We start from the raw sequence: 25,483 nt of genomic DNA, 5'->3' as shown, positions 1-25,483 counted from the left end.
AACAAGGAATTCAACCGTGGATGCACCGACTTCTCAACGTTACAGCCCTAGAGCACGATGGCTGCACTGGATCATGGCGGTCCTGATTGTGCTTGCGTACACGCTGATTCTGAGCCGCACCCAGTTCGGCAAAGGCTCCGAGTACCGCCTGCTGGTCGTACAAAGCCATTTCTGGGTAGGCATTCTGATTCTGGTCATGACGTTCTTTCGTGTCGCCGAGCGTCGACGCCATCGTCCGCCCGGCATTACACCACCGCTGGAAGGTGTGCTGCGCTTGGCAGCCTCCCTTTCACATTACGCACTGTATGCGTTTCTGTTCGCGCAACCGGTGCTTGGCCTGTTGACGGTCATGGTGGAAAAAGGCGCGCTGCCTGTTCCGCTCACCGACCTGCAGATTCCCTGGCCGCTGCCGACCTCTGACCGCACCGCCGAGACGTTCGAAGACCTGCACAAGTTGCTGGGCTCGATCTTCTACTATGTCATCGGGCTGCATGTGATTGCCGCGGTCTGGCATCACTTGGTGCGCAAGGACAACACCCTCAAACGCATGCTGTGAATCAGGACGCGGAAAGAACCCGGGCAAGTGTTGCTTTCACCTTGCCCATGCCGTCCCGCAGAGCCTGTTCGATCTCAGCCATGGTAATGACCGTGGTCGACTTTCCTGCCGCCGGGTTCACCACCAACGTCAGGCAGGCGTATTCAAGCTCCAGCTCACGAGCCAGCGCAGCCTCCGGCATGCCGGTCATGCCGACGATATCGCAGCCATCGCGCTCAAGGCGGATGATCTCTGCAACGGTTTCCAGGCGTGGTCCCTGAGTGCAGGCGTAGACACCCCGGTCCGAGAATGCGCAACCTTCTGCCGCCAGCGCTGCAATCAGTCGCGCGCGCAGTGCTTCGCTGTAGGGGTAGCTGAAATCGATGTGGGTAACCGTTTCCAGGTCATCGGCAAAGAACGTGTGCTGGCGACCGCTGGTGTAGTCGACCAGATCATGTGGCACACAAAAATGCCCGGTGCCCATTTCCGGGTGGATACCGCCCACCGCATTGACCGCCAGAATCGCTTCGGCGCCCGCCTGCTTCAAGGCCCAGATGTTGGCCCGGTAGTTGACCTGATGCGGCGGCAGACGGTGCGGATGGCCATGACGCGCCAAAAACATGACCTCACGGCCAGCATAGTCGCCGATCTGGATCTCACCGGAAGGCGCGCCGTATGGCGTGTTGGTCGGCAATGACTGCCGAATGTTCAGACCTTCCAGTTGGGTCAGGCCGGTACCGCCAATAATCGCGTAAACAGTCATCGCAAATCCTTAATCGATCAGTTGAGCAGCGCGCAGCGCCTGAAGCGCCGCCAGCCAGCGCGGGTGTTGTCGATAATCGGTGCCGGCGGTTGCCTGCCCACGCATGCGGGCAATGCGCGGCGACGGTTTGACCTTCATGCGTTGCGCCGCGCCAAGCGCGAGTTCTGCGGCCGCACGATCATTGCAGACCAGGCCCATGTCGCAGCCGGCCGTCAGCGCTGCCTCAATACGGCTGGCAGCATCGCCAACGACGTGAGCACCGGCCATCGACAGATCGTCGCTGAAGATAACACCGTCGAATTTCAGTTCGTCGCGCAGGATGTCCTGCAGCCAGCGCCTTGAAAAACCGGCGGGCTGCGAATCGACCTTCGGGTAGATGACGTGGGCTGGCATCACCGCCGCCAGTTGCTGGCTCAAGCGCGCAAACGGCAGCAGATCATTGGCGCGAATCTGCTCCAGACTGCGCTCGTCAGTCGGAATGGCCACATGAGAATCAGCTTCGGCCCAGCCATGACCGGGAAAATGCTTGCCAGTCGCCGCCATGCCTGCCGAGTTCATGCCACGAATGAAGGCACCTGCCAGCAACGCCGCACGCTCGGGATCGCCTTCGAAGGAACGCGTGCCCACGACAGCACTGCGCTGGTAATCCAGGTCCAGCACCGGCGCAAAGCTAAGGTCGAGCCCGACCGCCAGCACTTCGGTCGCCATTACCCAGCCACAGTGCTCAGCCAGCGTGACAGCATCGGGCTTTTCGGCAATGGCACGCATCGGCGGCAGACGCACAAAGCCTTGACGCAGCCGCTGGACCCGACCGCCCTCTTGATCCACTGCCAGTAGAAGGTCGGGGCGAACGGCGCGTATGGCTGCGCTCAGCTCCCGAACCTGACGTGGATGCTCAATATTGCGAGAAAAAATGATCAAGCCGCCCACTTCGGGCTGGCGCAGAAACTGACGGTCTTCGCTGGTCAGCCATGTGCCGGCGACATCAACCATCAGGGAGCCTTGCAGGCCAGAACTCATAGAAAAACCCTTACACACCAGTGCCTGTTTTCAATCCGCGCATGGTGCTTGATCCTGAGGCCTGACGCAATGCAGCCGGGCAGTAGCGGTTCAGGCCTTGGCAGGCGCAGGAGCGTTGGCGCTGCTCTTGGTACGCGGCTTGAGCTGGGCGGCAATCATAGCCGGGTCGCTGACGCCGGTGTCGGCGCGCATCCCTGCTGCCAGAAACGGCACCATCAGGCGCATGACCTGTTCTATGGAGGTGTTGACGCCAAAATCAGTCTCGGCGATAGCGCGCAGGGCCTTGATGCCGGACATGCTGAACGCAGCAGCCCCAAGCATGAAATGCACGCGCCAGAACAGCTCGATCGGAGGGATCCGCGGAGCCGCCTCATTGACCAGCGTCATGTAGCGACGGAATACCTTGCCATACATGTCTTCCAGGTAGCGGCGCAAGTGGCCTTGGCTCTGGCTGAAGGCAAGCCCGAGCAAACGCATGAAAATCGACAGGTCATTACCACTGCGCGGCTGCACGACGAGTGCCTGCTCGACGAGGATTTCGAGCAGCTCTTCCAGGCTGGGGTTGTGCCCGGGACTGGCCTGACGCCGCTCCAGCTCACGATCAAGGCTGATGCAGAATGGGCCGAGAAAACGCGAGAACACCGCTTGAATCAGGGCCTTCTTCGACCCGAAGTGATAATTCACCGCTGCCAGATTGACCGAAGCCTTGCTGGTGATGAGACGCAAGGATGTTTCAGCGAAACCTTTCTCTGCAAATAGCTGCTCTGCAGCATCAAGGATGCGTTCAACGGTTTCCGACTGGGCCATGGCTCTCTGCCTAACAAACGAACGTTTGAAACATACGTATCAGGCGGTCTGCTTGTCAAGCAGACCCGTCCACTTTATGGCCGAACAGTCACAAAAACCAATATCAAGGGTACACCCGACAGCTGGAAGCCGACTGCCTGAGGATAAGTTACGCACCTGCCGGTATCACCACTCGGCGGTGAAAGTGAAATGGGTGATTGCCAATGCGCTTTCACTGTATATAATCCCAGTCACTGTATAAAAAGCCAGAGCGCCCATCATGATAAAACTGACGCCACGCCAGGCCGAAATCCTGGGCTTCATCAAACGCTGTCTGGAAGACAACGGCTTCCCGCCGACACGTGCGGAGATCGCCCAGGAACTGGGCTTCAAGTCTCCCAACGCTGCAGAAGAGCATTTGAAGGCATTGGCCCGCAAGGGCGCCATCGAGATGACACCTGGCGCCTCACGCGGCATCCGCATTCCCGGCTTCGAAGCACGTCCCGACGACAGCAGCCTGCCGGTGATCGGCCGCGTCGCAGCTGGCGCACCGATCCTGGCTCAGCAACATATCGAAGAGTCCTGCAACATCAACCCGTCCTTCTTTCACCCCAGCGCCAACTACCTGTTGCGCGTACACGGCATGAGCATGAAGGACGTCGGCATTCTGGACGGCGACCTGCTGGCGGTACACACCACCCGCGAGGCCCGCAATGGCCAGATCGTGGTTGCACGAATCGGCGACGAAGTGACTGTCAAGCGCTTCAAACGTGAAGGCAGCAAGGTCTGGCTGCTGGCCGAAAACCCTGATTTCGCCCCTATCGAGGTCGATCTCAAGGATCAGGAACTGGTGATCGAAGGTTTAAGCGTCGGCGTCATTCGCCGCTAAGGAGACGTTATGCAGTTCCATCAAGCACCGCATTCGCAATTGCCACTGTTCGAGGCGTTTCTGGCTCAGCCCATCGCCCCAATGCTCACAGATGCAATCGAAACACCCTGGAGCCACGAGCCGGAAGTTTTCAGTGAGCTGTCCTTGCGCGGCGCGGCCGGGAACTGCCTCAACCTGCTGGCCCCTGTCCTTCGAGACTTGAGCGAAGAAACAGACGCCCGCTGGCTGACATTGATCGCTCCCCCTTCAAGCCTTACGCAGACATGGTTGCGCGATGCAGGACTTAATCGGGAGCGAATCCTGCTGTTACAGCCCCGTGGCACGCAAAGTGTGCTTGAGCTGACGCGTGAGGCACTTCGACTGGGACGTAGTCATACAGTGGTGAGCTGGATCAATCCGCTCGGCACATCGGCGCGCCAGCAACTGATCAGTGCGGCAAAAATCGGCGAGGCGCAAAGCCTGAACATCCGACTGGGCTGAAATGCCCGGTCAATGTTTTCGGGCCGGAATTCAGAGGTCAGTGCAAAACGTGAGGGCCGTCATCGGTCTCGATTTCGCCTTCGGCCAGACGCCCGGCCATCTGCACGCCCACACTCAGCATGGCTTTGGCGACTTCAACGTGTTGGCCTTGCATGAACGCTTTGGCATCCGCAGAAAAATCAAGCGTCACCAGTGAACCTTCGTCATCGGCACGACGCAGCTCTATACGTCCGTCAGGTAATTCGACAATTTCCAGAAAAGAAGTAGGCATTGATACAGTTACTCCGCAATAGGCGGGCATTGTAACAGCCTGCCAGCCTGTACTTCATTGGTTTTCAGCACTCGCTCAACCCTTCACGAAAGCGAATGGCAAGCCCTTTGAGCTGCTGACGCCAGCTTTCCAGCTCTTCACGTGACAATTCAGACTCCGGCTCAGCGTCCAGGTTCACAGCCTGTATGATCGGCTGCCTGACATCGCCCTTGAGCTTCTTCGGCGCGCGCAGGGGCTCGAACAGTGCGTTATATGCAGCCAGCAGCTGCGCCAGCCAGGTCTGACGATGCTGAGCCAGTTCGACCAGCTCGGCCATTTCGGGAATCGCGATGGCGTCCAGTACTTCCTGAGTCAGCAACTCCTCCGCCCGACGCGCATTGGCTTGCGGCAGACGATAGAACCCTGCGATCTCATGACACAAACCCAGCAGTGCGCCATACAGATGAAACAGCGCCGACTCGCGCTCCGCCTGCAACAGTGCCGGGGAGTTTACTGCCTGCCCCTTCTCTGCCCTGCCCAGCGCCTCAAGCGCGAGGCCAGCGAAATAGATTTTCTGGTTGGTACGGGTATAGAGCTCATGAGCCATGATGAAACTCTCCATCACAATGGAACAAGACGCGCACAACCTGTGCCATCAGGAGAAACTGATGGCACAGGCCCGGACCTGCTGAAAACGACGCTCGGCTCGTGGAGCCGGACGCCTGCGATCAACGCTTGTCTTCAACCTTCCATGCGCTGCCGTCGTAGAACGCGCGCCAGCCGGTAGGCTTGCCTTCCACTTCAGTCTGGACATATTGCTCTTTGGTCTTGCGACTGTAGCGGATCACCGTAGGACGGCCATCAGGATCCTTTTTCGGCGCTTCACAAAGGAAGTGATACTTGGGATCGATCTCGTCCTTGTGCGGCGCAATCTCGACGACCAACGGTGCGCGGGTTTCGCGGTTTTTCGGAAACTGACTGGCAGCCAGAAACAGACCTGAAGCACCGTCGCGCAGAATATAGGTGTCGTCGACCTTGTCGCACTTTAGCTCCGGCATTTTCACCGGGTCCATTTTCGGTGGAGCCGCGTCGCCGCTTTTCAACAGTTTGCGGGTGTTCTTGCAATCAGGATTGGTACAGCCGAAGAACTTGCCGAAACGACCGGTCTTGAGCTGCATCTCGCTGCCGCACTTGTCGCATTCAAGGCTCGGACCTTCATAGCCCTTGATGCGATAAGTACCCTCTTCGATCTCGTAACCCGTGCAATCCGGGTTGTTACCGCATATATGCAGTTTGTGTTTCTCGTCGAGCAGATAGGCATCCATCGCAGTGCTGCAGATCGGGCAGCGATGCTTGCCACGCAGTACACGTGACTCTGACTCGCCCTCGTCATCATCGGCAATCTCGTCACCCGGGGTCAGATTGACCGTCGCCTTGCAGCGCTCCTTGGGTGGCAGGCTGTAACCTGAGCAGCCGAGAAACACGCCGGTCGAGGCGGTACGGATCTGCATTGGTCGACCGCACACTTTGCACGGGATATCGGTCATCACCGGCTGATTGGCGCGCATACCGCTGTCCGGCGCTTCGGCTACTTCCAGTTTTTTGCGGAAATCCCCGTAGAACTCGTCCAGCACGTTTTTCCAGTCACGCTGCCCCTTGGCGACATCATCGAGATTCTCTTCCATCCCGGCGGTGAAACCGTAGTCCATCAGGTTGGAGAAACTTTCAGCCAGGCGTCCAGTAACGATGTCGCCCATCTTTTCCGAATAGAAGCGGCGATTGTGCAGCGCCACGTAGCCACGGTCCTGAATGGTCGAGATGATTGCCGCATAGGTCGAAGGACGACCGATACCGCGTTTTTCCATCTCCTTGACCAGACTGGCTTCGGAGTAGCGCGCAGGCGGCTTGGTGAAATGCTGACTCGGGTCAAGCTTGTTCATTTTCAGGACTTCGCCCTGAACCATGTCTGGCAGTACGTCGTCATCGCCTGGCTTGGCCATTTGCGGCAATGCACGGGTATAGCCGTCGAATTTCAGGATACGGCCCTTGGCACGCAGTTCGAAATCGCTGGCAGCCACGGTGACGGTGGTCGACAAGTATTGCGCAGGCAGCATCTGGCAGGCCACGAACTGACGCCAGATCAACTCGTAAAGACGCTCTGCATCACGCTCCATGCCGGTCAGTTTTGACGGATGGGTGTTGACGTCGGAAGGTCGAATTGCTTCGTGCGCCTCTTGTGCGCCCTCCTTGCTGCTGTAGACATTCGGCGTTTCCGGCAGGTATTTCTTGCCGAATTCGGTTCCGATATAGTCGCGCGCCATGCTGACGGCATCGGCCGAGAGATTGGTCGAGTCGGTACGCATGTAGGTGATGTAGCCCGCCTCGTACAAGCGCTGCGCCATCATCATGGTCTTCTTCACGCCGAAGCCCAGACGGTTGCTGGCGGCCTGTTGCAGAGTCGAGGTAATGAACGGTGCCGACGGCTTGCTGCTGGTCGGTTTGTCTTCACGCTTGATGATGCTGTAGGTGGACGCCTTGAGCTTTTCAAGGGCGGCCATGGCCTGGGCTTCGTTCAGCGGCTTGAACGCTTCGCCTTTTTCCCGCGCTACTTCAAAGCGCACATTGGCGCCTTTTGCGGTGCCAAGGTCGGCGTGGATTTCCCAGTATTCTTCCGGGTTGAAGGCGCGAATTTCTCGCTCACGCTCTACCACCAGCTTCACGGCAACCGATTGCACGCGCCCGGCAGACAACCCTCGAGCGACTTTCTGCCACAACAGAGGCGAGACCATGTAGCCGACAACGCGGTCAAGAAAACGGCGCGCCTGCTGAGCATTGACTCGTGCGATGTCCAGCTCACCCGGCTTGGAAAACGCTTCCTGGATAGCCTTCTTGGTGATTTCGTTGAACACCACACGCTTGTAGCGACTGTCATCTCCGCCGATGGCTTCGCGCAGGTGCCAGGCAATGGCTTCCCCTTCGCGGTCCAAGTCCGTCGCGAGATAGATGATGTCGGCATCCTTGGCGAGCTTGCGCAGCTCTTCGATGACCTTCTCCTTGCCGGGAAGGATCTCGTATTTGGCTTTCCAGCCGTGTTCCGGGTCAACCCCCATACGCGAGACCAGCTGGCGCTGCGCTTTTTCTTTCGGCGTCAGTACCGGGCCTTCGCACGCAGCGGCCTTGCCACGCTTGGCGGCAGGATCTTTGGCAGCACTAGCCGAACCGCTGGTGGGCAGGTCTCGGATATGGCCGATACTCGACTTCACCACGTACTGGTTGCCCAAATACTTGTTGATGGTCTTGGCCTTAGCCGGGGATTCCACGATGACCAGCGATTTGCCCATGGATCAGAAAATTCCTGAATACTAGATGAAAGACAATGAGGAGCTTGTAAAGGCCACGCTATATATAGTGGCTACAAGGTGAGGTCAAGCACAGCCTGTTGTGCCCTTCCCTCTCACGTTCGGGAAAACAGGCTCGGTTCGGCCTCAACCAAAGCAAAGCGCGGGACCTGCTCCCCGTCAACCTCGACCGACTCGAGAAACATGCTCAAGGGCCGCACCCACATACCGAAATCACCATACAAAGCCTGATAAAACACGACTTCTTCTTCGGTTTCGGAATGCTTGGCAACACTGAAAACCCGGTACTCCGGGCCTTTGTAGTGGCGGTATAGCCCTGGTTGCAATTGCATGCTGCGGTCCTCTTGTAACACGTTCAAAACATTTGGTTAAAAACTGTTTTTTCAAAAAACAAAAGCCGGGGCACAAAGCCCCGGCTTGCATCACACTCGGGAATCAGACGCGTTCGAAAACGGTCGCGATGCCCTGACCCAGACCAATACACATGGTCGACACGCCGAACGTGCCGCCATTTTGCTTCATGACATTGAGCAAGGTGCCGGAGATGCGTGCGCCGGAACATCCAAAAGGATGGCCCAGAGCGATGGCGCCGCCGTGCAGGTTAACCTTCTCATTCATCTTGTCGAGGACTTTCAGATCCTTGAGCACCGGCAGGGCCTGTGCAGCGAAGGCTTCGTTGAGCTCGAAGAAGTCGATATCGGCAATGCCGAGACCGGCGCGCTTGAGCGCTTTCTGCGTTGCCGGAACAGGACCGTAGCCCATGATTGCGGGGTCTACACCGGCCACTGCCATCGAACGAATCACCGCCATCGGCTGGATGCCCAGGTCTTGGGCACGCTGGGCCGACATGACGATCATGCATGACGCACCGTCGGTGATCTGCGAAGAAGTACCAGCAGTCACGGTGCCACCTTTCGGATTGAAGGCAGGCTTGAGGGCCGCCAGACTTTCCAGAGTGGTGTCCGGACGGATGGTTTCATCGTAGTCGAAGACCTTCAGGAAACCGTTCTCGTCATAGCCCTGCATCGGGATGATCTCGTCCTTGAATTTACCCTCCAGCGTTGCCTTGTGGGCAAGCTGATGAGAGCGCACACCGAATGCGTCCTGCTGCTCGCGAGTGATGCCGTGCATCTTGCCAAGCATCTCGGCAGTCAGCCCCATCATCCCCGAAGCCTTGGCAGCATAAAGCGACATGTGCGGATTCGGGTCGACGCCGTGCATCATGCTGACGTGGCCCATGTGCTCCACACCGCCGATGACGAACACGTCGCCATTATTGGTCATGATCGCCTGCGCAGCGGTATGCAGCGCACTCATGGACGAACCGCAAAGACGGCTTACGGTCTGGGCGGCAGAAGTATGCGGGATCTGAGTCAACAGCGACGCCATGCGCGCAATGTTCCAGCCCTGCTCCAGGGTCTGGTTGACGCAACCCCAGATCACGTCCTCCACTTCAGCAGGATCGACCTTGCTGTTGCGTTCGAGCAGCTTGCTGATCAGGTGCGCCGACATGTCTTCAGCACGGGTATTGCGGTGCATGCCGCCCTTGGATCGACCCATCGGGGTGCGACCGAAGTCGACAATCACGACGTCTCTTGGATTAAGGCTCATACGTTCATTCCTCGGAAGACGCTTGACCAAAGAAGCTCTGGCCATTAAGGGCCATCTCACGAAGCTTCGCGGTCGGTTGATACAGGGCACCCAGCTCGGCATATCGGTCGGCCAGGGCAACGAATTCGGCCACACCGATAGAGTCGATGTAGCGCAGCGCACCCCCGCGGAACGGAGGGAAACCAATACCGTAGATCAGACCCATATCGGCTTCGGCGGCGGTTTCGACGATGCCGTCTTCCAGGCAACGGACCGTTTCCAGGCAAAGCGGGATCATCATCCAGTTGATGATGTCTTCGTCGCTCACTTCACGCTGCTCGTAGACAATCGGCTTGAGCACATCAAGCACGGCCGGGTCGTTGACCTTCTTCGGCTTGCCCTTCTTGTCCGCCTCGTAGGCATAGAAGCCCTTGCCGTTCTTCTGGCCCAGACGATTGGCCTCGTAAAGCGCGTCGATGGCAGAGCGACGGTCATCCTTCATACGGTCCGGAAAGCCTTCGGCCATAACGTCTCGACCGTGATGCCCGGTGTCGATACCGACCACGTCCATCAGATAGGCAGGCCCCATCGGCCAGCCGAACTTCTCCATGACCTTGTCGATGCGCACGAAATCCACACCCGCGCTGACCAGCCTGGCGAAACCACCGAAATAAGGGAACAACACACGATTAACCAGAAAGCCCGGGCAGTCGTTGACCACGATCGGGTTCTTGCCCATTTTCCGGGCATAAGCAACAGTGGTAGCAACTGCCTCCTCGCTGGACTTCTCGCCACGAATGACTTCCACCAGGGGCATCATGTGCACCGGGTTGAAGAAGTGCATGCCGACGAAGTTTTCCGGACGCTTGAGCGCCTGGGCCAGCAGGCTGATCGAAATGGTAGAAGTGTTGGACGCCAGAATGGTGTTCTCGCCCACATTGGCTTCAACTTCAGCCAGCACGGCCTGTTTGACCTTGGGGTTTTCGACTACCGCTTCGACCACCAGATCGACATTGCCGAAATCGCCATACGACAGTGTAGGACGGATCGCATTCAGCGCTTCGGCCATCTTCGCTGCCGTGAGACGGCCTTTTTCAAGGCGACCGCCCAGCAGCTTGGACGCTTCGTTCAAGCCCAGTTGAATGGCCTCTTCACGGATGTCCTTCATCAGGATCGGCGTACCTTTGACCGCTGACTGATAGGCAATGCCACCGCCCATGATGCCAGCGCCCAGTACCGCAGCCTGTTTCACGTCACGGGCAACCTTATCGTAGCCCTTGGCTTTCTTTTTCAGCTCCTGATCGTTCAGGAAAAGACCGATCAGGCTGTGAGCTGCCGAGGTCTTGGCCATCTTGACGAAGCCGGCAGCTTCGACTTCCAGCGCTTTGTCGCGACCGAAATTGGCGGCTTTCTGAATGGTCTTGATGGCTTCTACAGGGGCCGGGTAATTAGGACCGGCCTGACCCGCGACGAAGCCTTTGGCCGTTTCGAAAGCCATCATCTGCTCGATGGCATTCAGTTTGAGCTTTTCCAGTTTGGGCTGGCGTTTGGCCTTGTAATCGAACTCGCCGGAAATGGCGCGCTGGATGAGGTCAAGTGCGGCCGCCTGAAGCTTCTCCGGTGCCACGACAGCATCGACAGCACCGACTTTCAGAGCGTCTTCTGCTGCGTTTTCCTTGCCCGATGCAATCCACTCGATCGCGTTATCGGCGCCGACGATGCGCGGCAGGCGAACGGTGCCACCGAAGCCCGGATACAGACCCAGTTTGACTTCTGGCAGGCCAATGCGGGCGCTGCTGGACATGACACGGAAATCGGCGGCCAGACACATTTCCAGACCACCGCCCAGCGCGATGCCATTGATGGCTACGACGGTAGGTACGCCCAGGTCTTCGAAATCGCTGAAGATTCTGTTGGCTTCCAGATTGCCGGCAACCAGTTCGGCTTCCGGCAACTTGAAGTTCTCGACGAACTCGGTGATGTCGGCACCGACAATGAACGAATCCTTGCCGCTGGTGACAATCACGCCCTTGACCGATGCATCTGCCTTGATGGCATCGACCGCGTGGCGCAATTCATTGAGGGTGAGGCGGTTGAACTTGTTGACGGACTCACCCTTGAGGTCGAAATTCAATTCGACGATGCCACTTTCAAGAGCCTTAACCGTGATGGCTTTACCTTCGTAAATCATCAACTGATCTCCACAATATGGAAGCTGAACGATACCCGTCGGGCGTCAATGCCCGACGAGGCTACGACGTCGCCGTCGATGAACACGCCAAATCACTCGTATAACCGCTGCGACGTGGTAGTCAGGATTCTGTAAGAGCCGTCTGACGACCAAACGCTCATTTCATACGCCCGTTTGATTTGGGTACGCACACCATCGGGCAAAACCGTGTGATTGTCAATTCGACAAAACACTCAAAAAATGACCGATCCGGGGGAATATACAAGCGCTTGATTACGTCCATGACAACCTGCAATTCGTCGTCATTCGCCGGAGTGATAGTGTCACACCCAGCGCGTTTCTCGAGATAAACGAGATTGAATCGCACCATCACAGGGCATATGCAAAAAATAGTTGCAGGAATCGCGACAAAAAGAAGCAAAAGGTCTAGAGTCGCAGCACTGCGCCATAAGAGGCTCGCAATGCAGCTGATTTGCGGGTGCGCAACAGCGATGCCCGACATGGCAATAAGAGCATGTCGGCGCGCGACGAATTATCGGCCTGCCTGGCCAACCCCGGCCCGATGTTGTTATCGGGCTTTTTATTGCCTGCGATTCGGTCAGGCCAGTGCCTTGAGAACCGCATCGATACGCAGCAAGACCTCCGACTCGCCCCGCTCGGCCCAGTAAGCCGCAATCATTTGCCCGTCCGCCTCGACCTTGAACACATCAACAGGCAGCGTCGCCAGATGCGGCAATAAACGCTCGTCCTCGCAGGCTTCGCGCCAGCGATTGCGCCAGACGCCCGGCTCGCTCTGCCAGTACACCCACGCATCTGCGCGAGTTCCCAGGCGCGGTCGATGGTACTGGGCGCAGGGGCTTGGCGGCTCTTTAGACAACCAGTGCGGCCACTCTTGAGGCGTCAACTGCATGCCCATGCCAAGACGTCGCGCCTCCATGCGCAGCGCCATTCTGCCGCTCTGATGGCGTGATGGACGCAGCCACACCAAAGGGCTCAACATCACACCGATGATTGACAAGACGATCCAGACCGTCATATTTCTTTCCCTCGCCCGATTCCCGGCTCTTTATAACAATTCAAAAACAATGACTTGCACAAGGGTCTGCCCAGATGCCCATGAAAGAGCCATACTCCCACCATCGCAATTCTCCCGGAGGACACCCTCATGCCTTACCAACACATTGTGGTTGCCATTGACCTTACTGATGAGTGTGACCCGGTTATCCGTCGCGCCAGCATGCTGGCTGATGCCAGCGGCGCAAAGTTCTCGGTGGTGCACATCGTCGAACCGATAGCGATGGCATTCGGCGGCGACGTCCCTATGGACCTGTCGCAGCTGCAGCAGCAACAGATCGATCAGGCCAAGGAGAAACTGGGAAAGCTCAAGCTCAAGTACCCACAGATAAAAGACGATCAAAGCCATCTGGTGTTTGGTCAGCCACGTCAGGAAATTCACCGTCTGGCCAAGAGCCAGGGCTGTGACCTGATTGTCGTCGGCAGCCACGGTCGTCACGGTCTGGCCCTGCTGCTTGGCTCCACCGCCAACGACGTGCTGCACGGTGCCCCGTGCGACGTACTGGCAGTCAGCCTCAAGAAGCCTGAATGATCTGAGATCGCCATAACGAAAAGCCCGGTTACCCGGGCTTTTCTGTCTTGCATAAGCGAATCAGACGATCACTCGTCCAGCTCTGCCCAACGCTCCAGCAACTTGTCCAGCTCGGCCTGCAGGTTTTCCAGCTGGGCAAGTACCGCTGCGGTCTGCTCGGAAGAACGCTGATAGAAGCCCGGCTCGGCCATTTCGGCATTGAGCACAGCCATCTTGCCCTCTACCTCATCGATCTGCGCAGGCAATGCCTCAAGCTCACGCTGAAGCTTGTAGCTGAGCTTCTTCTTCGCGACCGGCATCTCCTGAGCCACCACCGGTGCTGCCTGCACCACAGCGCTCGCCAGCTCGGCCTTGCCGGACTTGGTGTCGGCAACCCCCAGCAGACGCGGTGAACCGCCCTGACGCAGCCAGTCCTGGTAACCGCCCACGTACTCGCGAACCTTGCCTTCGCCTTCGAACACCAGCGTGCTGGTGACGACGTTGTCGAGGAATGCCCGGTCGTGACTGACCATCAGAACCGTGCCCTTGAAGGTCAGCAGCACTTCTTCCAGCAGCTCGAGGGTTTCTACATCGAGGTCGTTGGTCGGTTCGTCGAGTACCAGCAGGTTGGCCGGCTTGCTGAACAACTTGGCCAGCAGCAGACGGGCACGCTCGCCACCAGACAGCGCCTTGACCGGCGTGCGGGCACGCTGTGGGCTGAACAGGAAATCGCCGAGGTAGCTCAGCACGTGACGGCTCTGGCCATCGATGTCGATGAAGTCACGGCCTTCAGCGACGTTGTCGATCACGGTCTTTTCCAGATCGAGCTGGTGACGCAACTGGTCGAAATACGCCACATCCAGCCGCGTACCCACTTCAACCTTGCCGCCGGTAGGCTGCAGGTTGTCGAGCATCAGCTTGAGCAGTGTGGTCTTGCCGGTACCGTTCGCACCCAGCAGACCGATACGGTCTTCGCGCTGCAGGACCATGGAGAAGTCCTTGATCAGCATCGGGCCGCCCGGGTGGGCAAAGCTGACGTTGTCGAGGATCATGACCTGCTTGCCGGATTTTTCGGCAGTGTCGAGCTGGATATTGGCCTTGCCGGTACGCTCACGACGCTCACTGCGCTCTACACGCAACTCCTTGAGCGCACGCACACGGCCTTCGTTACGGGTACGACGGGCCTTGATCCCCTGACGAATCCAGACTTCTTCCTGAGCCAGACGTTTGTCGAAGAGCGCATTGGCAGTCTCTTCGGCAGCCAGTGCGGCTTCCTTGTGAACGAGGAAGCTGGCGTAGTCACCGTTCCAGTCGATCAGGCCGCCGCGGTCCAGCTCAAGAATGCGTGTCGCGAGGTTTTGCAGGAATGCCCGGTCGTGCGTGATGAACAGCACGGCACCCTGGAATTCCTTGAGGGCTTCTTCAAGCCAGGCAATGGCACCGATATCCAGGTGGTTGGTCGGTTCGTCGAGCAGCAACAGGTCTGGCTCTGAAACCAGTGCCTGAGCCAGCAGAACACGACGACGCCAGCCACCCGACAGCTCGGCCAGTGTCTTGTCGGCAGGCAACTGCAGACGGCTCAGCGTGCTGTCGACCAGTTGCTGCAGGCGCCAGCCATCGCGGGCTTCGAGGTCTTGCTGAACGTGCATCAGCTTGTTCAGGTCTTCCTCGGTGACGCAGTTCTGCGCCAGATGGTGGTATTCGGCGAGCAACGCACCGACGCCATCGAGACCTTCGGCCACGACGTCGAACACTGTCCGTCCGTCGGCCACTGGCAATTCCTGGGGCAATTCGCCGATCTTTAGGCCGGGTGCGCGCCAGACAGCGCCGTCGTCAGGCTTCTGAACGCCTTTTACCAGCTTCAACATGCTGGATTTGCCTGTGCCGTTGCGGCCGATGATGCACACCCGCTCGCCACGGGCGATCTGCCAGGACACCCTGTCCAGTAACGGCATGGCGCCGAAGGCAAGGGACACATCGCTGAATTTGAGCAGGGTCATGAGCTTCTCCAAAAACCGGGCGCGCATTCTACCTGAGATAGCATGCGGATGTCGGCATTCGCGGTACGCGTGTCGATATCGGTGACACCTTTATAAACGGCAATTATGTCTACATGAGTCAAGCTTGTCGGCAATGCTTTCACCAAGAGCTGGCAAAAGGCTAAGCTAGCCATACTTTTCACCGACTCATCTGTTCGGAAGTCTCATGCGCAGTCGTTTGTTCAGCTTTTTATCGTGCCTGCTCCTCTCCGCCACCGCCGTCCAGACTGCTCATGCGGCAGACCTCAACCAGCAACGCAAGTATTACGACGAAGCAAAGCGCGCACTGGCCAAGGGCGATTCGGGCCCCTACCAGATGTACAGCACGGCATTGGCCGACTATCCGCTGGAGCCGTATCTTGAATACGATGAGCTGACGGCGCGCCTGAAAACGGCAAGCAATGCCGAGATCGAGAAGTTTCTCGCCGAACATGGCGACCTGCCCCAGGCCAACTGGATGAAGCTGCGCTGGTTGCGCTGGCTGGCCGAGCGTGGCGACTGGCAGCCCTTCGTCAAGTACTACGACCCTAAAATGAAGTTCGTCGAACTTGACTGCCTGTATGGGCAATACCAGTTGAACAATAATAAACGCGCCGAAGGCTATGCCAGTGCCGAAAAGCTCTGGATGACCGGCAAGACACTGCCGGCAGCGTGTGACGGTTTTTTCGCCCAGTGGGCGGCAGCGGGCCAGTTGACCGAACAAAAGCGCTGGCAGCGAGCCAAACTGGCCGCCCAGGCGCGTAACTACAGCCTGGCGACCACGCTGGTCAACAGCCTCAATTCGCTGGCCCCACAGGGTCGCCTGTTACTGGCTGTCGCCCAGAAACCGGAGATGGTCAACAACCCGTCGCAGTTCGCGCCCGTGGACGAAGCGATGTCCGATGTGGTCGGTCTCGGTCTGCGTCGCCTGGCAAAGGAGGACCCGCAAAAAGTTCTGTCGATGCTCGATGGCTACTCGGCGACCATGCACTTCTCTCGCGAAGAACAGGTCGAGATTGCCAAGGAAATCGGTCTGACCCTGGCACGTCGTTACGACGACCGCGCGCTGGAGGTCATGACCCGATACGACCCTGAACTGCGCGACGATACGGTCACCGAATGGCGTATGCGCCTGCTCCTGCGCCTGGGCCGCTGGGAAGATGCGTACGAGCTGGCGCGGCGACTGCCCAAGGACCTCGCAGCCACCAATCGCTGGCGCTACTGGGAAGCCCGCTCCCTCGAACTGGCCCAGCCCAATAGCCCGTTGATTGCAGCGCTGTACAAGGATGTGGCCAAGGAACGCGACTTCTACGGTTTTCTGGCGGCCGATCGCACCCAGAGCCCGTACCAGCTCAACAACAAACCGCTGGTGCTCAGCCAGGCGCTGATCAACAAGGTGCGCAACACGCCTGGCGTGCGGCGCGCACTGGAATTTCACGACCGCGGCGAGATCGTCAACGGGCGACGCGAGTGGTATCACGTCAGCCGCCTGTTCAACCGCGACGAAATGGTCGCACAGGCCAAACTGGCCTACGACATGCAATGGTATTTCCCGGCGATCCGCACCATCAGTCAGGCACAGTACTGGGATGATCTGGACATTCGTTTCCCGATGGCGCATCGCGACACACTGGTACGTGAAGCGCGAGTAAGGGGTCTGCATTCCAGCTGGGTGTTCGCCATCACTCGCCAGGAAAGCGCGTTCATGGACGATGCACGTTCAGGTGTCGGCGCTGCAGGGCTGATGCAGTTGATGCCTGCGACCGCGAAGGAAACCGCGCGCAAGTACAGCATCCCGCTCGCCTCGCCTCAGCAGGTTCTGGACCCGGACACCAATATCCAGCTGGGGGCAGCCTACCTGAGCTCGGTACATGCTCAGTTCAATGGCAACCGCGTACTTGCCTCGGCCGCCTACAACGCAGGACCGGGCCGTGTGCGTCAGTGGCTCAAGGGTGCCAATCACCTGGCCTTCGACGTCTGGGTTGAAAGCATCCCGTTCGACGAAACCCGTCAATACGTGCAAAACGTGCTGTCATACTCGGTGATCTACGGTCAGAAACTCAACTCGCCGCAACCCTTGGTCGACTGGCACGAGCGGTTTTTCGACGACCTCTGACAGGCCACGGAACAAGCACTCGGACGAGTGCTTGTTCCCGGCAGTCGGCGCCTACTCCAGCACTTCCACCGTCATCCCCACCTCCAGCTCCCCCACCCCTTCGTTGACCATGTTCTGGCCGAACAATACATTGCCCTCTACTTGCCGATAGGTCTTGAGCGTCGCAAACGGTTCGCGGTCCGGACTGCGCTCGCCAGTGACCGGATCGACTGTCGTCAGGATGCAACGCGCACAAGGCTTGAGCAGGCGGAATTCGATGTCGCCGATACGAAGGCGCTTCCAGCCGTCTTCAGCGAAAGCCTCGGCCCCTTCGACCACCAGGTTGGGCCTGAAGCGTCGCATGTCCATCGGCCTGCCAAGACGCGCCGACAGGTCGTCCAGCGAGCCCTGACCGATCAGCAGCAAGGGGAAGCCGTCGGCAAAGTTCACGCGCCCGTCATCGCGGCCGTAGCCCCCCGGCATCCTGCGCGCGCGCTCCACGGGCATGTACACCATGCGTGTGGGCTTGCCGATCAGTTGGCTGACCCACTCGGCCGCCGCATCACCTGCATCCGGCACCTGCAGCGAATCATGCCAGACCGTCACACCACGCAGGTTTGTTTCGAGGTCCTGCGGAACAGCGACGTCGAGAGGATCGAGATCAGGCGCCGAGAGCGTTACGCCACCACTGGCATTCCACAGCACTGAAAGCTGCGACATCTGCGGCAGGGCTCGCTGAGTAAAAAATCGACCGTTACTTTCATCGACAAGCATCCAGCGCCGATCCCCCGCCAACCCCAATGTATCGAAAGAGGCTCGCTGCAAGGTTTCCGGCTTGCAGGATTTGAGGGGGTAACGGTAGAGCGAGCTGAGACGTAACATGAGGGCCGGTTCCTTGAGGGGCTCGATAAGCTTTGATGCTGACGTCAAAGCTTATACGAAGAGCAACCGGCAGACATCCGGGAGCAGCAGTCCGGCAGTTTTCAGATGATCATCAGGAGGCGCTCGCGCACCACTTCGACCAGCTTGTCGGGCTGAAACTTGGAGAGGAAGTTGTCGCAGCCAACCTTCTTGACCATCGATTCGTTGAAGCTTCCGGACAGCGAGGTGTGCAGCACGATGTACAGGGCGCGCAGGCGCGGGTCGTTGCGAATCTCGGTGGTCAGACGATAGCCATCCATTTCCGGCATTTCTGCATCGGTAAACACCATCAACAGCTTCTCTTGAACGTTCTCGCCTGCATCTGCCCAGGCCTTGAGCATGTTGAGCGCCTTGAGTCCGTCGCTGGCCACGTGCAGCTTGAGACCCAGTTGAGAGAGGGTATCGCGCAGCTGTGACAGAGCTACCTTCGAGTCATCGACCAGCAGTACTTCACGACCACGTGCGTGTTCCAGCACCGGATCTTCAAGCTTCTCGCGGGATACCTTGGCGTTGTAGGGCACGATCTCGGCAAGGACTTTCTCAACGTCGATGATTTCTACGAGTTGATCATCGACCTTGCTGATGGCCGTCAGGTAGTGCTGGCGACCGGCGCTGGCCGGTGGCGGCATGATCGCATCCCAGTTCATGTTAACGATGCGATCCACGCCACCGACCAGGAACGCCTGAACAGAGCGGTTGTACTCAGTCACAATAATTGTGCTGCCAGGCCCTGGCACCAGCGGACGCATGCCGATGGCCTGGGACAGGTCGATCACCGGAAGGGTCTGACCGCGCAGATTGACGACACCACAGACGAAGGAGTGGCGTTGCGGCATGAGGGTCAGTTTGGGTAGTTGCAGCACTTCCTGGACCTTGAACACGTTAATCGCGAACAACTGCCGACCGGCAAGGCGAAACATGAGGATTTCCAGGCGATTCTCGCCCACCAGCTGTGTGCGTTGATCTACTGTGTCGAGAATGCCTGCCATTTTAGCTCCAGAAGCAATGGTCATGATGAGTCTATGGAAGCTGTATCGGCTGAAACGGGCCGGACCTTAATGGCGATGAAGGCCATTCGCAGAAATTGATATCAATATAACATCACCGCTTCCCCGCCCGGCAGCCTTCGCCGACAAATGTTGCAACACAATGCGCTAAAGGCCAGGCACTCTGTAGAGATACAACGGCCAATCTTGCTACGCTCAGAAAATGTCAATCAGGGATAACCTGATATGATCACCATCTAATTGCCACTATCGTGAAGTAATTCTCACTTTATGACTGGAGCCTGATTCTTGTCCGCCTTACACCCTGAGTACACGACCGGAATTGGCGACATTCGGAAATGCCCTACATACTTTCATGTGAAATCGACATTAACTGTCAGCCATTCGCCGCGGGCGGAAGTTCGCTATCCATGATCTGTGGAGATAAAGGATGCTGAGCAACAACGATTGGCAGCAGAAACACGACGAGTTTCTGAGCACATCTCAGGCGCTTCTTTACAAATCGGAAGAATGTCTGTCGCACCTGGAGATGATCCCCGACGACGAGGACGCGACAGGCTGCCTGCTGACCACACTGCGCATGTTGGCTAGGGAAGCGGAAGCAGCGCCGGTGCCCTGTATCGCCGAGTTTTCAAGCAAGCTGTGCCAGCTGCTGAAATCCGGCAGCCAGACCAGGGAGCTGTCTCAGGAAACACTGCGCACGGTCAAGAACTGCCTTACGCTGATTTCATGGCAAGTCGAGCTACTCGATCCGCAGACCGGCGAGTTGACGATGGACAACAACGAACAACTCGAGCTTCTTGACCAATTGGCTGGCTTGTCCACGCCACAGGCGCCGGCAGGTACTACCCGCCGATAGCATTTGATGCGACTCACGGGCCGACCGTGTTGTTGCATTGCCCGCAAGCGCTATTGTCATGCAGGACATTTCCGTCCATTGTCTTGATGTTTGACGAAGGAATGACCTCAGCGGGCCTATCTACGCAAGAGCCACCATGACCTGCAATCTGTTACTGGTCGACGATCACTCACTGATCAGAGCTGGCGTGCGAGCGCTGGTTGCGGATATTCCGGGCTACGCTGTCGTGGGCGAAGCATCTGACGGTGCGCAGCTGTCGAGCCTGGCGCAATGCCTCCAGCCCGACATCGTACTGCTCGACATCTGGATGAAGAACGTCGACGGCCTCGACGCACTCGAACAACTGTTGAATGTGCAACCGCAGTGCAAAGTCCTGGTTCTTTCGATGCACACTGATACGGCGATGATCATGCGCGCACTAGAGCTGGGCGCTTGCGGCTATCTGCTCAAGGACACCACCGCCGCCGAACTCGAGCAGGCACTGGATGCGCTGCGCTCGGGCGAGCGCTACCTGAGCCCTGCCATCGCCCACACCGTCGTCAAGCGTGCCACGCGCGGCACTCGATCGGACAGGGCCATCGAAGCGAAAGAGCGGCATAACCTCACCGCGCGCCAACTTGAAATACTGCGACTGATCGTTCGCGGCAAATCGACACGCGAAATGGCCAGCGGCCTGGGCCTGAGCATAAAGACCGTCGAAACCCATAGGTCCCAGATCATGAAGCGTCTGCAGATCTTCGATGTCGCTGGGCTGGTACTGTTTTGTGTTCGGGAACGGATCATCAGTCTGGACGATTGAGACCCGCTACGTTGCTCAGCAGGGGTGAGTCCGCTGGTAGATGCACCTGCAGCGCTGCCGGTCGCGCCTCGAAGCGCAGGTCTTCACCGGACAACGGCTCGCCGTCCAGATTGATATCCAGCCCCTGAGCAGACTTGAGTTCGACCCAGGGCAGACGTGCGCGGATGAACATGTTGTCAAAGCCGAGACCACCCTCGAGCAGACTTCTGAGCGTACCCACCACTTCCTGAGGCGCTGGCAGGATGCTGATGTCCAGCAAGCCATCATCGGCCAACGCAGTCGGACACAGTTCGTGTCCGCCGCCCGCCTGGCGACCGTTGCCGATGCCCAGCGCGAGCAGATCGCCGCGCCAGTGAAAGTCCGGCCCGGTCAACTCGCCATGAGCAGCGTGCAGCTCGCTGAAGCGCGTCAGTCCGGTAAACAGATAGGCTGCGCCGCCCAGTACTTTCTTGAGGTCTTCGGAGGTGTTGGCCGTCACCTGACTGCCGAAGCCGCCTGTCGCCATATTGAGGAAAAGTTTGCCGCCCACTTCCCCCAGGTCGACGGCGCGGGGCTCGACATCCATCAGTTTCAGCGCTTTCGCCACTTCGAGTGGCACGCCGGCAGCACGGGCAAAGTCATTGGCAGTGCCAAGAGGCAGGATAGTCAGGCTGGCTTTGATATCTGCCAACGCCAAGGCTTCTGCGATGTCACGAAGCGTACCGTCGCCGCCGCCAGCCACTATATGCCTGTGCCCCGCAGCCAGCGCTTCACCGACCAGACGCTCGGCATCGCCTGCCTCCCAGGTCACGCGTACATCCAGCTCCCAGCCCTGCTTGCGCTTGTCTGCGACCGCGTCGCGCACCTCTTCATTGAGCGCCTGTTTGCCGTGAAGAATGAGCATTGCCCTGCGTTGTGTCATGACACCTCCCCTGCCGAACCGTCCGGATTAAAGCCTGTGAGCGACGCTCTTTTACGATTGTGCGTCGGGACGCATTTTGCCCGGCGCATGATTGTGACCCCGGACAAGGCGAAAAGGCCCGTCGGTTTCATATAATTTTCAATCTCCCTCAAAAAATCTGCCCCTTTGAATGGCTGATGTGCCCGACCTTGGAGGCTCCTGTCTCACCCGTCGCAGCGGAATTGGACCAATTTAGTTACAGCAGTATTTTTTTCATGAGCTTTACTGACAACAGAACCATCCATTTGAAGAGGTTTTCATCTACAAATCACTGAAAAGTCTTAAATAAAATTCGGCTCTGGACGACATAACTAAAGTGATATTCACAAAAGACAGACCGAATCCTTCATCGCAGCGACCGGTAACTGGCTAAGCTGGAGCAGTGATGGCAAAGAGATACTTATCTGCAAGCTGCGCGCAGCCATCAGAGCACGTTCAGAACCAGCAGGGTTCTGACGCCTACAGGGAGTAAGGAAGATCTATGAGGTTGCAGCCAGTCGACAGTCTTTCGCTCACCCGCACCAGTCTGGTCGAATATTTTCTGTTCGGCATTCGATTGGCCCACGGCATTGCCTGCATTCTGCCGGGGCTGGCGATCATGTTGCTCATGAAGGACAGTGGCCTGCAGACGCCACAGACTTACCTGACCATGCTGCTGTTTTTCGGCAGTGTCGGCGTGCTGGTGTTTCAAGCCATGGGGGTCTACTCAGAGGCCCTGTTCAGCAACGATTTACGCATGCGGGCAATGGCGATCGCCTGGACCGCAGCATTCGGCCTGCTGCTGTTCATGCAACAGGCCATGGGGTTGTTCGGTTACCTCTCCAATGAAGAGCTGCTGATCTGGTACCTGACCAGCCTTGCGTTGTTCGGCGTCATTCGCCTGTTGCTGCTGACACTTTTCAAGCGCCAGATGCGCAAAGGCTTCTTCCTGCAACATGCGGTCATTCTGGGCGCGACTGAAAACGGGCAGCGTCTTGCCGAATACCTCCTTGAACATCAGGACATTCGCTCGGGCGTGATCGGTTTTATCGACGATCGTATCGGACGCCTGCCCAAGACCGTCGCCAACCTGCCGATGCTGGGCAACACCAGCGATCTGGAGCGTTTGATTCGCGAAGAAAAGGTAACCCAGGTGCTGGTCGCCCTGCCCTGGACGGCTGAAAACCGTATGGATTACATCATTCGCGAACTGCGCAGGCTGCCGGTCAATGTGTTGCTGGTGCCAGACATGATTGCTTTCCGACACACCCACAACCGCATTACCGAAGTGGCCCGGCTACCGATGTTCAACGCCTCGGACGTTCCGCTCAACGGCTGGTCGCCCTTCATCAAGCGTGCCGAGGACATTGTCCTGTCGTCTCTGGCCCTGCTGGCGCTGTCGCCGGTCATGCTGCTGGTCGCGATGGCCATAAAGCTCGACTCGCCAGGGCCGGTGTTTTTCCGCCAGAAGCGCTATGGCTATAACAATCGCCTGATCGAGGTGTTCAAGTTTCGCTCCATGCATCAGCACCAGGCTGACGCAACAGCCGAACAACAGACCACCCGAGGCGACGCCAGAGTCACCCGGGTCGGGCGCTTCATTCGCAAGACCAGCCTTGATGAACTGCCGCAATTGTTCAATGTGGCGGCAGGCAGCATGTCGATGGTGGGGCCGCGTCCACATGCGACCGCCACCAAGGCTGCCGGGATTCTTTTCGAACAGGCGGTGAAAGAGTACACATCGCGGCACCGCGTCAAACCCGGGATTACCGGCCTGGCGCAGATCAACGGCTATCGTGGCGAAACCGACACAGTAGAAAAAATCGAAAAAAGGGTCGAGTTCGACCTTGAGTACATAGAAAACTGGTCTGTCTGGTTCGACCTGTACATCCTCATGCGCACTGTGCCTGCAGTGCTATTCACTCGCGAGGCTTTCTGATGAGCACACTCATTCCCTGCATCATCGCCGGCGGCTCCGGCACCCGCCTGTGGCCTGTCTCGCGGGAAGCCATGCCCAAGCCGTTCATGCGCCTTCCCGATGGCGAAAGCCTGCTGCAGAAGACCTTTTTGCGCGCGGTCGGTCTGCGCGGTGTTGATCGTCTTCTGACCGTCACCAATCGTGAAGTGTATTTCCGCACGGTCGACGACTACCGGCAGCTGAACAAAGGCAAGGCACGTCTGGACTTCATCCTCGAGCCCTTCGGCCGCAATACCGCCGCAGCTGTTGCTGCGGCTGCACTGCACGTGAGCGAGCTGTACGGCGACGATGCGCAATTGCTGGTGTTGCCGGCCGATCATCTGATCACCGACGTTGCGGCGTTTGCCCGCGCCGTGGCGGCGGCTCAGGCACTTGCTGCCGACGGCTGGCTGGTGACGTTCGGTATTTTGCCCACCGCGCCCGAAACCGGTTTCGGTTACATCGAAAAAGGCCCGGCGCTGGGCAACGACGGCTGTCAGGTGGCACGTTTCGTCGAAAAACCCGACGCAGCCACTGCCCAGGCTTATGTCGATGGAGGCCTGCACTTCTGGAACGCCGGCATGTTCTGCATGCGCGCCGACGCCGTACTGCGTGAAATGCGCGCTCATGCCCCCGAGGTGCTGAACGCTGTCAGTGCATGCCTGGCGTCAAGCCAGCGCAAGGAAGGCGATCGCGAATTGCAGATCGAGCTGGACAGCGATTCGTTTGCCCTGGCACCCGACATCTCCATCGACTACGCCTTGATGGAGCGCTCCGACAAGGTGGCGGTGGTGCCCTGCCAACTGGGCTGGAGCGACATCGGCTCCTGGCAGGCCGTGCGCGAACTGTCGCCCGTCGATGCACAGGGCAACTATTGCAACGGCGAAACCGTGCTGCATGACGTCACCAACTGTTACATCGATTCGCGAAAACGGCTGGTAGGTGCGGTCGGCCTCGACAATCTGATCATTATCGACACCCCCGACGCGCTGTTGATCGCCGACGGTCGCCGCAGTCAGGACGTCAAGATCATCGCTCAGGAACTAAAGCGTCAAGGGCATGATGCCTATCGCCTGCACCGCACTGTAACCCGCCCGTGGGGCACCTACACGGTGCTTGAAGAAGGCAAGCGCTTCAAGATCAAACGCATCGTGGTGCGCCCCAGAGCCTCGCTGTCATTGCAGATGCATCACCATCGCAGCGAACACTGGATCGTGGTAAGCGGCATGGCCACTGTGACCAACGGCGAACGGGAATTCATGCTCGACACCAACGAGTCGACGTTCATCAAACCGGGCTTCACTCACCGGCTGGTTAATCCGGGAGTCATCGATCTGGTGATGATTGAAGTCCAGAGCGGCGAATACCTGGGCGAGGACGACATTGTGCGGTTTACCGACATCTATGGCCGGGTGCCGGAAAAACCCGCCAAAGGCTGAGCGACCGCAGGCAGTTTGCAC

23 protein-coding genes are annotated in these 25,483 nt (G+C 58.3%); 9 read left to right on the top strand and 14 right to left on the bottom strand.

What is annotated here, in order from left to right:
- Positions 1-16 precede the first annotated feature (16 nt).
- On the top strand, positions 17-556 hold the full coding sequence (locus I9H09_RS10330) for a cytochrome b (RefSeq protein WP_122312865.1): 540 nt from the start codon (positions 17-19) through the stop codon (positions 554-556).
- A 1-nt stretch (position 557) separates the two neighbouring features.
- Here I9H09_RS10330 and I9H09_RS10325 read toward each other — a convergent pair whose 3' ends face one another.
- From I9H09_RS10325 to psrA, 3 genes are all read right to left on the bottom strand, one after another.
- Complete coding sequence (locus tag I9H09_RS10325) at positions 558-1,298, bottom strand: S-methyl-5'-thioinosine phosphorylase (protein WP_122347065.1); 741 nt, start codon at positions 1,296-1,298, stop codon at positions 558-560.
- A 9-nt stretch (positions 1,299-1,307) separates the two neighbouring features.
- Positions 1,308-2,318, bottom strand: a complete 1,011-nt coding sequence (gene nagZ, locus I9H09_RS10320) for a beta-N-acetylhexosaminidase (RefSeq protein ID WP_122324739.1) — start codon at positions 2,316-2,318, stop codon at positions 1,308-1,310.
- 90 nt (positions 2,319-2,408) lie between these two features.
- Complete coding sequence (gene psrA, locus I9H09_RS10315; protein ID WP_024671022.1) at positions 2,409-3,125, bottom strand: transcriptional regulator PsrA; 717 nt, start codon at positions 3,123-3,125, stop codon at positions 2,409-2,411.
- Between the two features lie 259 nt (positions 3,126-3,384).
- Here psrA and lexA point away from each other — a divergent pair, with 259 nt between their 5' ends.
- A complete protein-coding gene (gene lexA, locus I9H09_RS10310) occupies positions 3,385-3,993 on the top strand; it encodes a transcriptional repressor LexA (protein ID WP_003315796.1) in 609 nt (202 codons plus the stop codon).
- A 9-nt stretch (positions 3,994-4,002) separates the two neighbouring features.
- A complete protein-coding gene (gene sulA / locus I9H09_RS10305; protein WP_005890476.1) occupies positions 4,003-4,473 on the top strand; it encodes an SOS-induced cell division inhibitor SulA in 471 nt (156 codons plus the stop codon).
- A 37-nt stretch (positions 4,474-4,510) separates the two neighbouring features.
- On the opposite strand, the gene I9H09_RS10300 is transcribed toward sulA, so the two are convergent.
- From I9H09_RS10300 to I9H09_RS10270, 7 genes are all read right to left on the bottom strand, one after another.
- Entirely contained in the window at positions 4,511-4,744 is a 234-nt protein-coding gene (locus I9H09_RS10300) for a hypothetical protein (protein ID WP_005890475.1), read from the bottom strand.
- A gap of 64 nt (positions 4,745-4,808) precedes the next feature.
- Positions 4,809-5,330 carry a DUF6586 family protein gene (locus I9H09_RS10295; protein ID WP_024671024.1) on the bottom strand — a complete coding sequence of 174 codons (522 nt, stop codon included), beginning with the start codon at positions 5,328-5,330 and terminating at the stop codon, positions 4,809-4,811.
- Between the two features lie 121 nt (positions 5,331-5,451).
- Positions 5,452-8,064, bottom strand: coding sequence for a type I DNA topoisomerase (gene topA / locus I9H09_RS10290; RefSeq protein WP_236502291.1), 2,613 nt, complete (start codon positions 8,062-8,064; stop codon positions 5,452-5,454).
- 113 nt (positions 8,065-8,177) lie between these two features.
- Entirely contained in the window at positions 8,178-8,414 is a 237-nt protein-coding gene (locus I9H09_RS10285) for a DUF1653 domain-containing protein (RefSeq protein ID WP_005890470.1), read from the bottom strand.
- A 103-nt stretch (positions 8,415-8,517) separates the two neighbouring features.
- Positions 8,518-9,693 carry an acetyl-CoA C-acyltransferase FadA gene (fadA, locus tag I9H09_RS10280; RefSeq protein ID WP_005890468.1) on the bottom strand — a complete coding sequence of 392 codons (1,176 nt, stop codon included), beginning with the start codon at positions 9,691-9,693 and terminating at the stop codon, positions 8,518-8,520.
- A gap of 4 nt (positions 9,694-9,697) precedes the next feature.
- Complete coding sequence (gene fadB, locus I9H09_RS10275) at positions 9,698-11,863, bottom strand: fatty acid oxidation complex subunit alpha FadB (RefSeq protein WP_122312308.1); 2,166 nt, start codon at positions 11,861-11,863, stop codon at positions 9,698-9,700.
- 598 nt (positions 11,864-12,461) lie between these two features.
- Complete coding sequence (locus tag I9H09_RS10270; protein WP_122312310.1) at positions 12,462-12,899, bottom strand: hypothetical protein; 438 nt, start codon at positions 12,897-12,899, stop codon at positions 12,462-12,464.
- A 129-nt stretch (positions 12,900-13,028) separates the two neighbouring features.
- Here I9H09_RS10270 and I9H09_RS10265 point away from each other — a divergent pair, with 129 nt between their 5' ends.
- A complete protein-coding gene (locus tag I9H09_RS10265) occupies positions 13,029-13,469 on the top strand; it encodes a universal stress protein (protein WP_005890463.1) in 441 nt (146 codons plus the stop codon).
- 68 nt (positions 13,470-13,537) lie between these two features.
- On the opposite strand, the gene I9H09_RS10260 is transcribed toward I9H09_RS10265, so the two are convergent.
- Positions 13,538-15,448, bottom strand: coding sequence for an ATP-binding cassette domain-containing protein (locus I9H09_RS10260; protein WP_122324737.1), 1,911 nt, complete (start codon positions 15,446-15,448; stop codon positions 13,538-13,540).
- A 205-nt stretch (positions 15,449-15,653) separates the two neighbouring features.
- Here I9H09_RS10260 and I9H09_RS10255 point away from each other — a divergent pair, with 205 nt between their 5' ends.
- Positions 15,654-17,582, top strand: a complete 1,929-nt coding sequence (locus tag I9H09_RS10255; RefSeq protein ID WP_024671030.1) for a transglycosylase SLT domain-containing protein — start codon at positions 15,654-15,656, stop codon at positions 17,580-17,582.
- 51 nt (positions 17,583-17,633) lie between these two features.
- Here I9H09_RS10255 and I9H09_RS10250 read toward each other — a convergent pair whose 3' ends face one another.
- Positions 17,634-18,443, bottom strand: a complete 810-nt coding sequence (locus tag I9H09_RS10250) for an MOSC domain-containing protein (protein WP_024671031.1) — start codon at positions 18,441-18,443, stop codon at positions 17,634-17,636.
- 101 nt (positions 18,444-18,544) lie between these two features.
- Positions 18,545-19,471, bottom strand: a complete 927-nt coding sequence (locus tag I9H09_RS10245; RefSeq protein ID WP_005890451.1) for a chemotaxis protein CheV — start codon at positions 19,469-19,471, stop codon at positions 18,545-18,547.
- A 448-nt stretch (positions 19,472-19,919) separates the two neighbouring features.
- Between I9H09_RS10245 and I9H09_RS10240 the strand changes: the two genes are divergently transcribed.
- Together I9H09_RS10240 and I9H09_RS10235 are read left to right on the top strand one after the other, a co-directional pair.
- Entirely contained in the window at positions 19,920-20,348 is a 429-nt protein-coding gene (locus I9H09_RS10240; protein ID WP_122312312.1) for a hypothetical protein, read from the top strand.
- 136 nt (positions 20,349-20,484) lie between these two features.
- A complete protein-coding gene (locus I9H09_RS10235; RefSeq protein WP_024671033.1) occupies positions 20,485-21,147 on the top strand; it encodes a response regulator in 663 nt (220 codons plus the stop codon).
- Here the strand turns inward: I9H09_RS10235 and yegS are convergent.
- Positions 21,131-22,048, bottom strand: a complete 918-nt coding sequence (gene yegS / locus I9H09_RS10230) for a lipid kinase YegS (protein WP_053479664.1) — start codon at positions 22,046-22,048, stop codon at positions 21,131-21,133. The two genes, I9H09_RS10235 and yegS, sit on opposite strands and share 17 nt — an antisense overlap.
- Positions 22,049-22,568: 520 nt before the next feature.
- Between yegS and I9H09_RS10225 the strand changes: the two genes are divergently transcribed.
- The gene (locus tag I9H09_RS10225) at positions 22,569-24,005 is read left to right on the top strand and encodes an undecaprenyl-phosphate glucose phosphotransferase (RefSeq protein ID WP_005890443.1); all 1,437 of its coding nucleotides are present in this window, start codon (positions 22,569-22,571) and stop codon (positions 24,003-24,005) included.
- The gene (locus I9H09_RS10220) at positions 24,005-25,462 is read left to right on the top strand and encodes a mannose-1-phosphate guanylyltransferase/mannose-6-phosphate isomerase (RefSeq protein WP_122312313.1); all 1,458 of its coding nucleotides are present in this window, start codon (positions 24,005-24,007) and stop codon (positions 25,460-25,462) included. Before I9H09_RS10225 ends, I9H09_RS10220 begins: the two co-directional genes overlap by 1 nt.
- Positions 25,463-25,483: the final 21 nt, after the last annotated feature.

The organism is Pseudomonas tremae (assembly GCF_023278125.1).
Classification (GTDB): domain Bacteria; phylum Pseudomonadota; class Gammaproteobacteria; order Pseudomonadales; family Pseudomonadaceae; genus Aquipseudomonas; species Aquipseudomonas tremae.
This window is presented reverse-complemented; position numbering and strand designations above follow the sequence as displayed.

Excerpts from the sequence above, each read along its gene's own strand:
- I9H09_RS10325 (WP_122347065.1), bottom strand. The coding sequence starts at position 1,298 with ATGACTGTTTACGCGATTATTGGCGGTACCGGCCTGACCCAACTGGAA.
- nagZ (WP_122324739.1), bottom strand. The coding sequence starts at position 2,318 with ATGAGTTCTGGCCTGCAAGGCTCCCTGATGGTTGATGTCGCCGGCACA.
- psrA (WP_024671022.1), bottom strand. The coding sequence starts at position 3,125 with ATGGCCCAGTCGGAAACCGTTGAACGCATCCTTGATGCTGCAGAGCAG.
- lexA (WP_003315796.1), top strand. The coding sequence starts at position 3,385 with ATGATAAAACTGACGCCACGCCAGGCCGAAATCCTGGGCTTCATCAAA.
- sulA (WP_005890476.1), top strand. The coding sequence starts at position 4,003 with ATGCAGTTCCATCAAGCACCGCATTCGCAATTGCCACTGTTCGAGGCG.
- I9H09_RS10300 (WP_005890475.1), bottom strand. The coding sequence starts at position 4,744 with ATGCCTACTTCTTTTCTGGAAATTGTCGAATTACCTGACGGACGTATA.
- I9H09_RS10295 (WP_024671024.1), bottom strand. The coding sequence starts at position 5,330 with ATGGCTCATGAGCTCTATACCCGTACCAACCAGAAAATCTATTTCGCT.
- topA (WP_236502291.1), bottom strand. The coding sequence starts at position 8,064 with ATGGGCAAATCGCTGGTCATCGTGGAATCCCCGGCTAAGGCCAAGACC.
- I9H09_RS10285 (WP_005890470.1), bottom strand. The coding sequence starts at position 8,414 with ATGCAATTGCAACCAGGGCTATACCGCCACTACAAAGGCCCGGAGTAC.
- fadA (WP_005890468.1), bottom strand. The coding sequence starts at position 9,693 with ATGAGCCTTAATCCAAGAGACGTCGTGATTGTCGACTTCGGTCGCACC.
- fadB (WP_122312308.1), bottom strand. The coding sequence starts at position 11,863 with ATGATTTACGAAGGTAAAGCCATCACGGTTAAGGCTCTTGAAAGTGGC.
- I9H09_RS10270 (WP_122312310.1), bottom strand. The coding sequence starts at position 12,899 with ATGACGGTCTGGATCGTCTTGTCAATCATCGGTGTGATGTTGAGCCCT.
- I9H09_RS10265 (WP_005890463.1), top strand. The coding sequence starts at position 13,029 with ATGCCTTACCAACACATTGTGGTTGCCATTGACCTTACTGATGAGTGT.
- I9H09_RS10260 (WP_122324737.1), bottom strand. The coding sequence starts at position 15,448 with ATGACCCTGCTCAAATTCAGCGATGTGTCCCTTGCCTTCGGCGCCATG.
- I9H09_RS10255 (WP_024671030.1), top strand. The coding sequence starts at position 15,654 with ATGCGCAGTCGTTTGTTCAGCTTTTTATCGTGCCTGCTCCTCTCCGCC.
- I9H09_RS10250 (WP_024671031.1), bottom strand. The coding sequence starts at position 18,443 with ATGTTACGTCTCAGCTCGCTCTACCGTTACCCCCTCAAATCCTGCAAG.
- I9H09_RS10245 (WP_005890451.1), bottom strand. The coding sequence starts at position 19,471 with ATGGCAGGCATTCTCGACACAGTAGATCAACGCACACAGCTGGTGGGC.
- I9H09_RS10240 (WP_122312312.1), top strand. The coding sequence starts at position 19,920 with ATGCTGAGCAACAACGATTGGCAGCAGAAACACGACGAGTTTCTGAGC.
- I9H09_RS10235 (WP_024671033.1), top strand. The coding sequence starts at position 20,485 with ATGACCTGCAATCTGTTACTGGTCGACGATCACTCACTGATCAGAGCT.
- yegS (WP_053479664.1), bottom strand. The coding sequence starts at position 22,048 with ATGACACAACGCAGGGCAATGCTCATTCTTCACGGCAAACAGGCGCTC.
- I9H09_RS10225 (WP_005890443.1), top strand. The coding sequence starts at position 22,569 with ATGAGGTTGCAGCCAGTCGACAGTCTTTCGCTCACCCGCACCAGTCTG.
- I9H09_RS10220 (WP_122312313.1), top strand. The coding sequence starts at position 24,005 with ATGAGCACACTCATTCCCTGCATCATCGCCGGCGGCTCCGGCACCCGC.